This is a genomic window from Enterobacter sp. Taxon_2 (assembly GCF_058355295.1).
Window position 1 is genome coordinate 4,485,874 of record NZ_CM178024.1, and the last position, 14,494, is coordinate 4,500,367.

The 14,494-nt window shown below is 56.7% G+C and carries 15 protein-coding genes; 10 read left to right on the forward strand and 5 right to left on the reverse strand.

From position 1 onward, the window contains the following. Window positions 1-8: 8 nt before the first annotated feature. The 3 genes from glgX to asd all read right to left on the reverse strand — a co-directional run bounded on the left by glgX (window position 9) and on the right by asd (window position 5,518). Entirely contained in the window at window positions 9-1,982 is a 1,974-nt protein-coding gene (gene glgX / locus AC4IC4_RS21400; protein ID WP_491471844.1) for a glycogen debranching protein GlgX, read from the reverse strand. After that, the gene (glgB, locus tag AC4IC4_RS21405) at window positions 1,979-4,165 is read right to left on the reverse strand and encodes a 1,4-alpha-glucan branching enzyme (protein ID WP_491471845.1); all 2,187 of its coding nucleotides are present in this window, start codon (window positions 4,163-4,165) and stop codon (window positions 1,979-1,981) included. Before glgB ends, glgX begins: the two co-directional genes overlap by 4 nt. Window positions 4,166-4,414: 249 nt before the next feature. After that, window positions 4,415-5,518, reverse strand: a complete 1,104-nt coding sequence (gene asd, locus AC4IC4_RS21410) for an aspartate-semialdehyde dehydrogenase (protein ID WP_491471846.1) — start codon at window positions 5,516-5,518, stop codon at window positions 4,415-4,417. 177 nt (window positions 5,519-5,695) lie between these two features. Here asd and yhgN point away from each other — a divergent pair, with 177 nt between their 5' ends. Continuing rightward, window positions 5,696-6,289 carry an NAAT family transporter YhgN gene (gene yhgN / locus AC4IC4_RS21415; protein WP_003861574.1) on the forward strand — a complete coding sequence of 198 codons (594 nt, stop codon included), beginning with the start codon at window positions 5,696-5,698 and terminating at the stop codon, window positions 6,287-6,289. A 113-nt stretch (window positions 6,290-6,402) separates the two neighbouring features. Here yhgN and tusA read toward each other — a convergent pair whose 3' ends face one another. Continuing rightward, window positions 6,403-6,645 carry a sulfurtransferase TusA gene (gene tusA / locus AC4IC4_RS21420; protein ID WP_024908884.1) on the reverse strand — a complete coding sequence of 81 codons (243 nt, stop codon included), beginning with the start codon at window positions 6,643-6,645 and terminating at the stop codon, window positions 6,403-6,405. Between the two features lie 167 nt (window positions 6,646-6,812). Between tusA and AC4IC4_RS21425 the strand changes: the two genes are divergently transcribed. Together AC4IC4_RS21425 and AC4IC4_RS21430 are read left to right on the forward strand one after the other, a co-directional pair. Further along, on the forward strand, window positions 6,813-7,478 hold the full coding sequence (locus tag AC4IC4_RS21425) for a 7-cyano-7-deazaguanine/7-aminomethyl-7-deazaguanine transporter (RefSeq protein WP_024908883.1): 666 nt from the start codon (window positions 6,813-6,815) through the stop codon (window positions 7,476-7,478). 72 nt (window positions 7,479-7,550) lie between these two features. Further along, window positions 7,551-8,108 carry a DcrB family lipoprotein gene (locus tag AC4IC4_RS21430; protein ID WP_008503073.1) on the forward strand — a complete coding sequence of 186 codons (558 nt, stop codon included), beginning with the start codon at window positions 7,551-7,553 and terminating at the stop codon, window positions 8,106-8,108. Between the two features lie 4 nt (window positions 8,109-8,112). Here the strand turns inward: AC4IC4_RS21430 and AC4IC4_RS21435 are convergent, their stop codons facing one another. Then, window positions 8,113-9,330, reverse strand: coding sequence for an MFS transporter (locus AC4IC4_RS21435; RefSeq protein ID WP_090420582.1), 1,218 nt, complete (start codon window positions 9,328-9,330; stop codon window positions 8,113-8,115). 145 nt (window positions 9,331-9,475) lie between these two features. Here AC4IC4_RS21435 and AC4IC4_RS21440 point away from each other — a divergent pair, with 145 nt between their 5' ends. The 7 genes from AC4IC4_RS21440 to AC4IC4_RS21470 all read left to right on the forward strand — a co-directional run bounded on the left by AC4IC4_RS21440 (window position 9,476) and on the right by AC4IC4_RS21470 (window position 14,489). Next, the gene (locus AC4IC4_RS21440; RefSeq protein ID WP_024908881.1) at window positions 9,476-10,525 is read left to right on the forward strand and encodes an AI-2E family transporter; all 1,050 of its coding nucleotides are present in this window, start codon (window positions 9,476-9,478) and stop codon (window positions 10,523-10,525) included. Between the two features lie 336 nt (window positions 10,526-10,861). Then, complete coding sequence (locus tag AC4IC4_RS21445) at window positions 10,862-11,251, forward strand: lipoprotein (protein WP_024908880.1); 390 nt, start codon at window positions 10,862-10,864, stop codon at window positions 11,249-11,251. Between the two features lie 69 nt (window positions 11,252-11,320). Further along, the gene (locus tag AC4IC4_RS21450; protein ID WP_491471847.1) at window positions 11,321-12,424 is read left to right on the forward strand and encodes a class I SAM-dependent methyltransferase; all 1,104 of its coding nucleotides are present in this window, start codon (window positions 11,321-11,323) and stop codon (window positions 12,422-12,424) included. A 28-nt stretch (window positions 12,425-12,452) separates the two neighbouring features. Next, window positions 12,453-13,175 (forward strand): beta-ketoacyl synthase chain length factor, encoded by a 723-nt coding sequence (locus AC4IC4_RS21455; RefSeq protein ID WP_491471848.1) that lies wholly within the window; start codon window positions 12,453-12,455, stop codon window positions 13,173-13,175. Beyond that, entirely contained in the window at window positions 13,172-13,987 is an 816-nt protein-coding gene (locus tag AC4IC4_RS21460) for a lysophospholipid acyltransferase family protein (protein WP_491471849.1), read from the forward strand. Before AC4IC4_RS21455 ends, AC4IC4_RS21460 begins: the two co-directional genes overlap by 4 nt. Further along, window positions 13,968-14,225, forward strand: coding sequence for a phosphopantetheine-binding protein (locus AC4IC4_RS21465; protein ID WP_008503081.1), 258 nt, complete (start codon window positions 13,968-13,970; stop codon window positions 14,223-14,225). Before AC4IC4_RS21460 ends, AC4IC4_RS21465 begins: the two co-directional genes overlap by 20 nt. A gap of 12 nt (window positions 14,226-14,237) precedes the next feature. Then, window positions 14,238-14,489: an acyl carrier protein gene (locus AC4IC4_RS21470; protein ID WP_024908875.1), complete on the forward strand. Its 252-nt coding sequence runs from the start codon at window positions 14,238-14,240 to the stop codon at window positions 14,487-14,489. Window positions 14,490-14,494 lie beyond the last annotated feature (5 nt).

Consider the following 14,494-nt stretch of genomic DNA (forward strand, 5'->3'; position numbering starts at 1 on the left):
CTTTTTTATCATCTTTGGAATACGCACACTCCGTGCGCAGGCCCGTGCCAGACAGCCATTACTACCGGATTATCCACTCCGGCAAAGGGGGGAACAGCTCGCCATTCCCCTTCAGGTAAAACAATCTCTGCGACGTCATCCGTCGCGTTCAGCGTGACCAGCCATTTATCCGACAGCAGGATTTGCAGGCGTGGTACGCCGTGTTGCCACTCTTGCGCGCTTAACGGTTGCGCGTCTTTATTCAGCCAGCGAACGTTGCCGTCACCCTCTTCCCACCAGCGGTCGGCGGTCAGCGCGGGGATCTGCTGGCGAAGATGGATCAGCGCAGCGGTAAAATGAATCAGCCCGCTGTTGGCTTCACCCCAGTCGAGCCAGGTTAACGTGTTGTCCTGGCAATACGCATTGTTGTTACCGTGCTGGCTGTGGCCGTGTTCATCGCCTGCCAGCAGCATCGGCGTGCCCTGCGACAATAAAAGCGTTGTCAGCAGCGCATGTACGCTGGCGCGTCGCCGCTCTATCACATCCAGACTTCCGCCTAACCCTTCTATACCATGATTGAAGCTATGGTTATTGTTAGTGCCATCGCGATTCTCTTCGCCGTTTGCCTCATTGTGTTTCTGATTGAAACAAACGCAGTCCCTGAGCGTAAAACCGTCGTGCGCCGTCAACAGATTGACGGTGGCCGACGGGCGTTTGCCGTCGCGCTTAAAGAGATCGCTTGAAGCGGCAAAGCGTCCGGCGAACTCCCCGAGCGACAGATTCCGTTCCAGCCAGAAGCGGCGTACGGCGTCGCGGTAGTGGTCGTTCCACTCGGCAAACAGCGGCGGGAAATTCCCGACCTGATAACCGCCTTCTCCGATGTCCCACGGCTCGGCAATGAGCTTCACCTGCGAGAGCACCGGACAGTTTTTTATCGCCTCAAACAGCGGCGCCTGCTGGCTGAACGCCGGCGTGCGCCCCATCACCGGGGCCAGGTCGAAACGAAAACCGTCGACGTGGAACGTTTCTACCCAGTATTTCAGGCATTCATAAGCAAAATGCGTGACCGCCGGATGGCTGAGATTGAGCGTGTTGCCGCAGCCGGTCCAGTTCTCATAATCGCCATCCTGCCTGATCCAATAATAGCTACGGTTATCAATTCCGCGCATGGAGAGCGTCGGACCGTCGAGATCGCTTTCGGCACTGTGGTTCAGCACGACGTCCAGAATGACCTCAATGCCCGCCGTATGAAGCGCCTTCACCGCATCGCGAAACTCGTCCCGCGCCTTTTCCGGATGAGCGGCATAGCGTGGCTCAAGCGCGAACATCGCCAGCGGGTTGTAGCCCCAGTAGTTGCTTAGCCCCAGCCGCTGCAGGCGCGGCTCGCTGGCAAAATGGGCGACGGGCAGCAGTTCCAGAGCGGTGATGCCGAGGTGTTTCAGGTAGGCGATCATGGTGGGATGCCCGAGCGCCTTATAGGTACCGCGCATGTCTTTGGGGATCGACGGGTGCAGGTAGGTCAGCCCTTTGACGTGGGCTTCATAAATGACGGTATGGCCCCACGGCGTCTGCGGCGGGGCATCGTCTTCCCAGTCATAAAGATCGTTCACCACCACGCTTTTTGGCGCGACGGGCGCGCTGTCGCGGTGGTCGGGATCGCCGTAACCCACGTGGAAGAGCGGGTCGTCTTTAAATTCGCCGTCCACGCGGTGCGCGCACGGGTCAATCAACAGCTTCGCCGGGTTAAACCAGTGACCCTGCGCCGGATCCCACGGACCGTGTACGCGAAAGCCGTAGTGCATGCCGGGCCGCCCTCCGGCCAGGTAGCCGTGCCAGGTATCCCCCGTGCGCGCGGGTAAATCGTAACGATGCTCGTTACCTTCCCCGTCAAACACGCACAGTTCAACCCGCTCGGCGTGAGCGGAAAAGAGGGTGAAATTGACCCCCTTCCCGTCAAAACGCGCCCCGAGCGGTTCGGGTTTACCTGCCGTCAGCTGCGTCATTCGCCCTCCCGCATTAGCCAGATGGTGCCAAGCGGCGGCAGCGTCAGGCTCAGGGAGTTGGGTCGCCCGTGGCTTTCGATGGTGTCGCTCTGTACCAGCCCGCCGTTACCGGCGTTGCTGCCGTGGTAGTGCATCGAGTCGGTATTCAGAATTTCGCGCCATTTGCCCGGCTGGTTAATGCCGAAGCGGTAGTGTTCGCGCGGCACCGGCGTAAAATTGCTGGCGACGATGATCTCGTTACCGGCTTTGTCACGACGCACAAAGACAAACACCGAGCGTTCGTGGTCGTCCACCACCAGCCACTCAAAGCCGTACGGATCGAAGTCGAGCTCGTGCAGCGCTTTGTGGTGGCGATAGGTCAGGTTCAGATCGCGTACCAGACGCTGCACCCCGTGGTGCCAGTTGTCGCCGCCTTCCAGCAGATGCCAGTCGAGGCTGGCGTCGTGGTTCCACTCGCGCCCCTGAGCGAACTCATTGCCCATAAACAGCAGTTTTTTGCCCGGGAAGGCAAACATCCAGCCGTAGTAGGCGCGCAGGTTGGCAAACTTCTGCCACGCGTCACCCGGCATGCGGTCGAGAATCGATTTTTTACCGTGTACCACCTCATCGTGGGACAGCGGCAGCATGAAGTTTTCGGTGTAGTTGTAGAGCATCCCGAACGTCAGCTTATCGTGATGATACTTACGGTGAACCGGATCCAGCTTCATGTAGTCGAGCGTGTCGTGCATCCAGCCCAGGTTCCACTTATACCAGAACCCCAGGCCGCCTAATGACGGCGGACGGGAGACGCCCGCAAAGTCGGTCGACTCTTCCGCCATGGTTACGGCACCGTCCACCTGCTCGCCGATAATGCGGTTGGTATTACGCAGGAATTCAATGGCTTCCAGATTTTCGCGGCCGCCAAACTCGTTCGGGATCCACTCCCCCTCTTTGCGGCTGTAGTCGCGGTAGATCATCGACGCCACCGCATCGACGCGCAGGGCATCAATACCAAACCGCTCGATCCAGTACAGGGCATTCCCGACCAGGTAGTTTGCGACCTCACGGCGACCGTAGTTGTAGATCAGCGTGTTCCAGTCCTGGTGATAGCCTTCGCGCGGATCGCTGTGCTCGTACAGCTTCGTGCCGTCAAACTCTGCCAGCGCGAAATCATCCGCAGGGAAATGACCCGGCACCCAGTCGAGGATGACGTTCAGCCCGGCGGCGTGCGCGGCATCAATGAAATAGCGGAAGTCGTCGCGCGTGCCGAAGCGGCGCGTTGGCGCATACAGCCCGGTGGGCTGATAGCCCCAGCTGCCGTCGAACGGGTGCTCGTTGACCGGCAGCAGCTCAAGGTGGGTAAAGCCCATCCATTTTGCATACGGCACCAGCTGGTCGGCAAGCTCCCGGTAGCTCAGCCAGAAGTTGTTATCGGTGTGGCGACGCCAGGAGCCAAGATGGACTTCATAGACGGAGATCGGCGCATCAAAGCGGTTAGCCTGCTTGCGCTCCTCCGTCTGAACGACCTTCTCCGGCAGGCCGCAAATCAGCGACGCGGTATCCGGGCGCATCTGCGCTTCGAAGGCATACGGGTCGGCTTTAATGCGCAGCTTGCCGTGGGCGTCGATCATCTCGAATTTATAAAGCTGCCCGTGGTGCGCCCCGGGGATAAACAGCTCCCAGATGCCGGTTTCCCGACGCAGGCGCATCGGGTGGCGGCGGCCATCCCAGTAGTTGAACTGCCCGACAACGGAGACGCGCTGGGCATTGGGCGCCCACACGGAGAAGCGCGTGCCGGTAATGCCGTCCATGGTATCGGCATGGGCACCCAGCGTTTCATAAGGACGAAGATGCTTCCCTTCGGAGAGCAGCCAGGCGTCCATCTCTTTAAGCAGAGGGCCAAAGCTGTAAGGATCGTCAATCAGGTTTTGCTGACCGTGCCAGAGAACGGCGAGCTGGTAGCGAAACGGGTTTTTACGACGGGGCATTACGCCCGAGAAGAAGCCACGGGAATCGAGGCATTCAAGATTACCCACCTTGCGGCCGGTTTTGGGTTCAATCACCCAGACTTCTGTGGCATCCGGTAACAGTGCCCGAACTTCAAGGCCATCCTCAGTACGATGCATCCCAAGCACAGAAAAGGGGTCAGCGAAATGACCCGCAATAAGCGCATTAATCACGTCTCTATCCACACGATCGGACATGGTATTCATCCTGTTTTTTATGTCGTCCTTTTTAAGCGCTCCGGGACGACTTTTAATGTGACCTGAACGGGACAGCACAAAAATGTGCATCCAATCTGCTCCGTTCGAACCTCAGGTAAGAAATGACTCTTCCTTAAAGCATAGCCAACGCTCTAGATGACTCCTGATAAAAAATAAGACATACGCGTGTTACTCCATGTAGTACGCAAAAAAAAGGGGTGAAAATCACCCCCGGTATTTAACAAATTATTACGCCAGCTGGCGCAGCATGCGGCGCAGCGGCTCGGCAGCGCCCCACAGGAGCTGGTCGCCAACGGTGAACGCGGAGAGATACTCCGGCCCCATGTTCAGCTTGCGCAGACGGCCAACCGGCGTGGTCAGCGTGCCGGTAACGGCAGCCGGGGTCAGCTCGCGCATGGTGATATCGCGATCGTTTGGCACCACTTTCGCCCACGGGTTGTGCGCGGCCAGCAGCTCTTCCACGGTCGGAATAGACACATCTTTTTTCAGTTTAATGGTGAAGGCCTGGCTGTGGCAGCGCAGCGCGCCGATACGCACGCAGAGGCCATCAACCGGAATGGTGTTCGCGGTATTGAGAATTTTGTTGGTCTCAGCCTGGCCCTTCCACTCTTCGCGGGTCTGGCCGTTATCCAGCTGTTTGTCGATCCACGGGATCAGGCCGCCTGCCAGCGGTACGCCAAAGTTATCCACCGGCAGCTCGCCGCTGCGGGTCAGCTGAGTGACATTACGCTCGATATCCAGAATAGCGGATGCCGGGTTTGCCAGCTCGGTCGCAACGCTCTGGTGCAGCTGGCCCATCTGGGTCAGCAGCTCGCGCATGTGACGCGCGCCGCCGCCGGACGCCGCCTGGTAGGTCGCCACGGAGACCCACTCCACCAGATCCTGCGCAAACAGGCCGCCGAGGGACATCAGCATCAGGCTGACGGTGCAGTTACCGCCGACAAAGGTTTTCACGCCGTTGTTCAGGCCATCGGTGATCACGCCCTGGTTAACCGGGTCGAGAATGATGATGGCATCGTCTTTCATGCGTAGCGACGAGGCCGCGTCAATCCAGTAGCCCTGCCAGCCGCTTTCACGCAGCTTTGGATAGATTTCGTTGGTATAATCGCCGCCCTGGCAGGTCACAATAATGTCGAGCGCCTTCAGCGCTTCCAGATCGTAAGCATCCTGCAACGTGCCTGTGGTACCACCAAAGGACGGAGCAGCCTGGCCGAGCTGGGAAGTGGAGAAGAAGACCGGGCGGATAGCGTCGAAATCGCGCTCTTCAACCATGCGTTGCATGAGTACAGAGCCGACCATACCGCGCCAGCCGATAAAACCAACGTTTTTCATAGCATTTTTTTCCTGCTGAGGGTGTGTGCTGTTTGTGCAAGCCAGTATTGAACTGGGATATGCTTCACATTACAAAATGCTGCCAAAGTCGCAAGCGAAATTAATCGATGATTGCCCGGCAATCAGAAATACAGCTAATTATCATAATAACCATAGAGAATTTCAGGGATAATTTACATGAGTGAAATCATTTCCGCAGCGGTTTTATTGATTCTGATAATGGATCCACTGGGTAACCTGCCGATCTTCATGTCGGTGCTGAAGCACACCGAGCCGAAGCGCCGCCGGGCGATCATGATCCGCGAGCTGCTCATCGCCCTGCTGGTGATGTTTATCTTTCTGTTTGCCGGGGAAAAAATCCTCGCATTCCTGAACCTGCGCGCCGAAACCGTGTCGATTTCCGGCGGGATTATTCTGTTCCTGATTGCCATTAAGATGATTTTCCCGAGCGCGGAAGGCAGCAGCAGCGGCCTGCCAGCGGGTGAAGAGCCGTTTATTGTGCCGCTGGCGATCCCCCTCGTCGCGGGCCCGACCATTCTGGCCACGCTGATGCTGCTGTCGCATCAGTATCCGAACCAGATGAGTCATCTGGTGATTGCCCTGCTGATCGCCTGGGGCGGGACGTTTATTATCCTGCTGCAGTCGTCCCTGTTCCTGCGCCTGCTGGGTGAGAAAGGGGTGAACGCGCTGGAGCGCCTGATGGGGCTGATTCTGGTCATGATGGCGACGCAGATGTTCCTGGACGGGATCCGGGCGTGGATGAAAGGATGACTTTCTCCCTCTCCCCGTGGGAGAGGGTCGGGGTGAGGGCATCAGGCCGCAGAGGACGTATTTTTGCCGGGTGGCGGCTTTGCCTTACCCGGCCTACAACACCACCAGCCCATCTACCCCTTACGAATCAAATACTGGTACGGCAGCGCCTCAGTCTGCTGTGCCACCAGCTCATGTTCCATAAAGGTACAAAAACCGGGAATATCGCGGGTTGTGGCCGGGTCATCGGCAATAATCAACAGCGTTTCACCGGTCTGCATATTGCGCACGGTCTTACGTACCATCATTACCGGTTCCGGGCAGCGAAGGCCCTGGGCATCAAGGGTGTGGTCTGGGCTGGAAAACAGGTCGGTCATGATCTTCTCGGTCAGATAAAAACGGCTGTAGTTTACGCCCGGTTGCGATCAATGCAAACCAGGTTAACGATTGCGTAAAAACTAACCATTGCAATGTCCTGCCAAAGCAGTATCATGCTGCGGTTTTTATTGGGTTCCCTCACCCCAACGTATAAAAAGGTCACAATATGACGTCGTTTTCCGAATCTCAACGCGTAAAAGCGTTGTTCTGGCTTTCGCTTTTCCATTTGCTGGTGATCACCTCCAGCAACTATCTGGTGCAGCTCCCGATCTCCATCTTTGGTTTTCATACCACCTGGGGCGCGTTCAGTTTTCCGTTTATTTTCCTCGCGACCGATTTGACCGTGCGTATCTTTGGCGCACCGCTGGCTCGCCGCATTATTTTTTCGGTCATGCTCCCGGCGCTGTTTATCTCGTACGGGGTTTCCTCTCTGTTTTATATGGGAAGCTGGCAGGGCTTTGAGGCGTTAACCCACTTTAACCTGTTTGTCGCCCGTATCGCCGCCGCCAGCTTTATGGCCTACGCGCTGGGGCAGATCCTCGACGTGCACGTGTTTAACCGCCTGCGGCAAAATCACCGCTGGTGGATGGCGCCAACCGCCTCCACGCTGTTCGGAAACGTGAGCGATACGCTGGCCTTCTTCTTCATCGCCTTCTGGCGTAGCCCGGATGCGTTCATGGCCGAACACTGGATGGAAATCGCGCTGGTGGACTACTGCTTCAAGGTCCTCATCAGCATTGTCTTCTTCCTGCCCATGTACGGCGTACTGCTCAATATGCTGCTGAAAAGACTGGCAGATAAATCTGAAATCACGGCATTGCAGGCTGGTTAAGGGTTCGCTTTATCAGTTGTGATAAGATGAGCGAATGAGCCGTTATGGCCGTTTATCGAAAGGAAGAAGTCAATGCGCAATCTGGTTAAATATGTCGGGATTGGCCTGCTGGTTGTGGGTCTTGCAGCCTGTGATAACAGCGACACGAAAACGCCTGCTCAGGGCGCATCCGCAGAGAGCAACGCGACCGGCCAGCCGGTTAATCTGATGGATGGCAAACTCAGTTTCTCTCTGCCAGCCGATATGACTGACCAGAGCGGCAAGCTGGGCACCCAGGCGAACAACATGCACGTTTACTCCGACGCAACCGGGCAGAAAGCGGTCATTGTGATTGTGGGCGACGACACCAGCGAAGATCTGGCCGTTCTGTCCAAACGTCTGGAAGATCAGCAGCGCGGCCGCGACCCTCAGCTGCAGGTCGTGACCAATAAATCCATCGAGCTGAAAGGCCATAAGCTGCAGCAGCTGGACAGCATCATCTCTGCGAAAGGCCAGACCGCGTACTCCTCTGTCGTGCTGGGCAAGGTCGATAACAAACTGCTGACCCTGCAGATCACCCTGCCAGCGGAAGATCAGCAGAAAGCGCAGACGGCTGCTGAGAACATCATTAACACCATCGTGATCCAGTAACGTTTCACGGCGATGACGTGGCCTCCGGTGCCTGCACCGGGGGCCATTTTTTTAGCCGCCACGTCAGCAGCAGCGCAATCACAACCAGACCCGCTGCGGCAAGATAGATCACCGGCACGCCTGCCCAGGCCATCACCAGCCCCGCCAGCGGGCCGGTAATGCCTAAAGACATATCCATAAACACCGTATAGGTCGCCAGCGCCGCCCCCTGATTCTGCTGCGGCACGGCTTTTACCGCCACCACACCCAGCGCCGGGAAGACCAGAGAAAAGCCTGCCCCCGCGAGGAAGACGCCCACTTTCGCGACCCAGGGCACCATTGCTATTCCGGTCAGCAGCAGCCCGACAATCTCTATCGCAAAGCAGATCATCGCCACGTTCAGCCCGCCCAGACGGTTGATGCCGTTAGGGAAAAGCAGGCGCGCGCCAACAAACGCACAGCTGAACAGGGTTAGCGCAAAGGCCGCGCCGTCCCAGCCTTTGGCGTCATAGAACAGAGTAATGAAGGTGGCTATCACGCCGAAGCCGGTTGTCGCCAGCGCCAGGGCCATGCCGTACGGCCAGACGCGCCCCAGCACCGCCCGAAACGGCAGCGGCTTGCCTTTGCTGGCCTTCACCTTCGGGCGCGGCAGCGCAAAGAGGATCGCCAGCAGCGCGACCGCCATGATGGTGATGGCCAGCCCATGCAGCCCGCCCAGCGCATAGCAGGCCACGCCGAGCGGCGCACCGAGCGCCATCGCACCGTAGGTGACAATCCCGTTCCAGGAGATCACCCGGCCAATGTGCGGCGCGCCGACAACCCCCACGCCCCACAGCGTCGAGCCGGTTCCCGCCAGGCTTTGCCCAATGCCCAGAATGACGCGACCCAGGCAGAGCAGCGCCAGGCTGACCAGCGGCCAGTGGCTGGTTGCGGCAGCCAGCAGATAGCTCAGGCCACTGAGGAAACAGCCGCACAATCCCACCACCACGATGCTTTTTGGACCGAACGTGTCCGCGTAGCGCCCGGCATGCGGGCGGCTCAGGAGTGTCGCGAAATACTGCAGGCTAATCACCAGCCCCGCCCAGAAGGCGCTGAAACCCATCACGTCATGGACGTAGCCCGGCAGGACCGCCAGCGGCAGGCCAATGGTCAGATAGCTGGCAAAGTTGAAAATCACGACGGAAACGATGCGCAGATTGAGGCGCAGTCCGCTCAGTGCCGGTTCAGCGGCAGGTTCGGGCATGGGGTTCTACCTGGATTTTTTACAACAGTGTTTCACTATTACCACGCCCCAATAAGAAAATCAGCACCGACTTTCAGATTAACGGTGCCAGACGAAGCGAAGCCCGGGCACTACACTTACCGGGTCATCATATTAAGGAACACGCATGATCGCTAACCCGTCCGACAAAGCAGGGCTCCACATCTTATTAAAACTCGCCTGTCTGGTGGTTATCCTTGCGGGTATCCATGCTGCTGCTGACATTATTGTCCAGCTCCTGCTGGCGCTCTTTTTTGCCATTGTGCTTAATCCGCTGGTCACCTGGTTTTTACGCCGGGGCGTCAGCCGTCCGGTAGCCATCACCATCGTCGTCATCGTGATGCTGATTGCCCTGACGGCGCTCTTTGGCGTGCTGGCGGCCTCGCTGAGCGAATTCTCCACCATGCTGCCGCAGTACAACAAAGAGCTGACCCGTAAGATTGTCGCGCTGCAGGAGATGGTACCCTTTCTTAATCTGCATATCTCACCCGAACGGATGCTGCGCCGGATGGATTCAGAGAAAGTTATGACCTACGCCACCACCTTGATGACGGGGCTTTCCGGCGCGATGGCCAGCATTCTGCTGCTGGTCATGACGGTGGTGTTTATGCTGTTCGAAGTCCGCCACGTCCCCTATAAGCTGCGCTTTGCATTAAATAATCCACAAATTCATATTGCTGGATTACACCGGGCACTGAAGGGCGTTTCCAAATATCTGGCGCTGAAAACGCTGCTGAGCGTCTGGACGGGGATCATTGTCTGGCTGGGGCTGATGCTGATGGACGTGCAGTTCGCGCTGATGTGGGGCGTGCTGGCGTTTCTGCTCAACTACGTGCCCAATATTGGCGCGGTGCTTTCCGCCGTGCCGCCGATGATTCAGGCGTTTCTGTTTAACGGCTTCTACGAATGCATGCTGGTCGGCGCGCTGTTCCTTGTCGTGCATATGGTGCTGGGCAATATTCTTGAGCCGCGCATGATGGGACACCGGCTGGGCATGTCGACGCTGGTGGTGTTTTTATCCTTACTGATTTGGGGATGGCTGCTGGGCCCGGTCGGGATGCTGCTGTCGGTCCCCCTGACCAGCGTGTGTAAAATCTGGATGGAAACCACCAAAGGCGGAAGCAAGCTGGCGATCCTGCTCGGGCCGGGGAGGCCGAAAAGCCGGCTACCCGGGTAACCGGCCTACCTGTACAGGTAGGTTTAAAGCGTCAGTAATACACCGTAAATTACCGCGTCCCTAATCCGTCGCGGTATTTTTATTTGCGTTAAGTCGATATTCACTCTGTCTTTATTTACGCCACGCGCATTATGTTGAAACGCAATTCATGATTTAACGCAAATTATAAAAAATGAAAATCTTATTTATTTTCCATGTTATTATGCCCGCCTTCGCGTCAACGCAATGCAAACATTAATATTGATTAAAAATACATCTGGCGGCTAAAAAAAGCCGGATGCGTATTATTTGTAAAAACCACTACCTTTAATTGTTATTATTGATATGGAGTTGTTGATGAAAAAGATCGTTAAATGGTGTACTGCTGCCGTATTCGTGGGCGCACTGGCAGGCTGTGCGCGTACCGCCCCAATCGCTCAGGTTCACTCTATTGTCAGCGCGGGTCATACTGCCGATCAGGTAAAAACGGCAATTTTGAAAGCAGGCCAAAAGCGTGACTGGATCATGACGGAAGCGGGTCCTGGGGTGATTAAGGGACGTCTGCAGTCACGCGATCACTCGGTCCAGGTGAGTATTCCGTACACGGCAACAAGCTATTCAATCAACTATGAAAACAGCCTTAACCTGAAAGCGGCAGACGGTAAAATTCACAAGAATTATAACCGCTGGGTGAATAACCTCGACCACGATATTCAGCTGAACCTCTCCGCTGGCGCCGCGCTGTAATATTTTTCTAAAGTCGGGCCGCGTATGGCCCGATAACCTCTCTTTATTGCCCTAAAAGGTTACGCAGTAATGTACGAAAAGGACACACTCAGCGCACTGGATGCCATTACCGAAGCGCAACGCATCGCCTTTGCCCCGATGTTATTCCAGACTGCGCTTTGTCTGCGTAACTCTGGCGTTCTCGCCTGGCTCGATAAACAAGGCAAAGAGGGAGCTACCCTCGAGGAAATAACCGAAAACAGCACCCTGAGTAGCTATGGTGTTAGCGTCCTGCTGGATATGGGATTAAGCGGACGCATCGTTACCCAACAGGATGGACGTTATTTTCTGGCGAAAGTGGGACATTTTTTACTGCACGACGCAATGACCCGCGTAAATATGGATTTCACTCAGGACGTTTGTTATCAGGGGCTATTTCACCTGGCGGACGCCCTGCAGGAAGAAAAGCCGGCCGGATTAGCCGTGTTTGGCGACTGGCCAACCATCTACCCGGCATTATCCCAATTACCGGCTCCGGCGAAAGAGAGCTGGTTCGCCTTTGATCATTACTATTCTGACGCCGCTTTTGACGCTGCGTTACCATATATATTCGCAAGCTCGCCGACAAAATTGTACGATGTGGGCGGAAATACGGGTAAATGGTCGTTACGCTGCTGCCGCTATGACGAAAATGTTGCCGTGACGATCCTCGATCTGCCGCAGCAGATAGCGCTGGCGCAGGAAAACATCGCAAAAGCAGGTTTTTCTCATCGTATTGGATTCCATGCTGTCGATATGCTTAGCCCAGCAGCATTGCCGGGTGACGCCGACGTCTGGTGGATGAGCCAGTTCCTGGATTGTTTCTCTCCGGATCAGATTGTCGCCATGCTGACGCGCGTCGCACAGGTCATGAAGCCAGGCGCACGTTTGTGCATCATGGAGCTTTTCTGGGATGCCCAGAAGTTTGAAGCGGCCTCTTTCAGCCTGAATGCCACCTCGCTCTATTTCACCTGTATGGCGAATGGTAATAGCCGGTTTTACAGCGTAGAGACGTTTTATCGCTACCTGGAGAGCGCAGGTTTCAGCGTTGAACAGCGGCTGGACAACCTTGGGGTCGGTCATACCCTGCTGATATGCACCAAACGTGAACAACAGAGCAGCGTAGCTGCCCGGGTGGCCCAGCCTGCCCTTTGAATACGGTTTTTTTCGCGGACGCGCGTAGATGAAATTTTCACTGAACATTATCGACTGGCAGGCGAGAGCGCCAGGACTCAGCGATGCCACAGAGTGGCAGGCGTGGTCTCGCCTGCAGCTGGCCGTTGACCCAGCGGCCCCGCTTCCCCGGCTGACCGCTTTACCCATGATGACCGCGCGCCGCCTCAATTCAGGCAGTAAGCTGGCGGTGGACATTGGTCTTGCCATGCTGCAAAAGCACGCCATTGATGCCGTCGTCTATTCCAGCCGTCACGGCGAGCTGGAGCGCAACTACCGTATTCTGCATGCTCTGGCGACCGGGCAGTCCGTTTCCCCCACCGATTTCGCCATGTCCGTGCACAATTCCGCGGTGGGCAATCTCACGATTACCGCACGCCAGGCCATCGTCTCGTCATCCATCTCAGCCGGACTGGACACCTTCCAGCAGGCCTTATGTGAAGTGCTGAGCCTGCTGCATGCGGGCTATTCCCGCGTCCTGCTGGTCGATTTTGACGGCGCGCTGCCGGAATTCTACCATCCGGCGTTACCGCCGCAGATGCCCACCTGGCCGTACGCGCTGGCGCTGGTGATTGAATCCGGCAACGGATTGCAGTGTGAAACCCGCAGCGGCAGCACGGGTGAAGAACCCACCCTGCCGCAAAGCCTGTTGTTCCTGCAACGCTATCTCAGCGAGGCACGGCAGTTTGTAGTGCCCGGGGAACGTTTGCTGTGGCAATGGACGCGCACATGAACCGCCTGGCTGCCCGTCTCAACTGGTTATGGCGTCTGGTGATGACCGGCTTCTGCTTCGCGCTGTTTGGCGTGGGCGGGCTGCTGCTGTCGCTGGTCTGGTTCAACCTGCTGCTGATCGTCCAGCGCGACCGCGCCAGCCGTCGTCGCCTGGCGCGTCGCAGCATTGCGGCCAGCTTCCGCTTCTTCCTGACCGTTGCTCGCAGCCTCGGAGTACTTGACTATCGCATTCACAATCTTGACGCGCTGCGCAGCGATCGGGGTTGTCTGGTGGTAGCTAACCACCCCACGTTAATTGACTACGTGATTCTGGCGTCGGTGATGCCGGAAACCGACTGTCTGGTGAAGAGCGCGCTGCTGCGCAACCCGTTTGTCAGCGGTGTTATCCGTGCGGCGGATTACCTGATTAACAGCGAAGCCGAGCCCCTGCTCGCGGCCAGCCAGCAGCGTCTGGCTCAGGGCCACACGCTTTTAATCTTCCCGGAAGGCACGCGTACCCGGTTTGGCGAGGCTATCTCCCTCCAGCGCGGCGCGGCAAATATCGCCGTGCGCTGTAACAGCGATCTGCGGGTGGTGCTGATCCACTGTAGCGAACATCTGCTGGATAAAAAAAGTCACTGGTATGATGTACCGCCAGAAAAACCTGTTTTCACCGTGGATGTCCGCGACCGCGTGAACATCGACGAATTTTACGATGCAACTGAACAAGAACCGGCGCTGGCGGCAAGGCAGTTAAACCGGCATCTACAGCATCGATTAACATCAGGCCTTCAATCTTTGTCAGGAATTAATGATGCAAGCGCTTTATCTTGAAATTAAGAATCTCATTATCACCACGCTGAATCTGGACGAGCTTACCGCAGAGGATATTGATACCGATGCCGCGCTGTTTGGCGATGGGCTGGGTCTCGACTCTATCGACGCGCTGGAACTGGGGCTGGCCGTGAAAAACCAGTATGGCGTGGTGCTTTCCGCCGAAAGCGAAGAGATGCGCCAGCACTTCTTTTCCGTCGCCACGCTGGCGTCCTTTATCAACGCTCAACGCGCCTGAGAAGTGATCACGATGACCGAACAAGAAACCATTTATCAGGAAGTCTGTGGCCTTTTGACCAAGCTCTTTGAAATCGACCCGCAGGATATTACGCCCGAAGCCCGTCTTTACGAAGACCTGGAGCTGGACAGCATTGATGCGGTGGACATGATTGTTCATCTGCAGAAAAAAACGGGCAAGAAAATCAAGCCGGAAACCTTCAAATCGGTTCGTACCGTTCAGGATGTGGTTGACGCCGTCGAACAGCTTCTGCGCGAAGAGTAAGACAT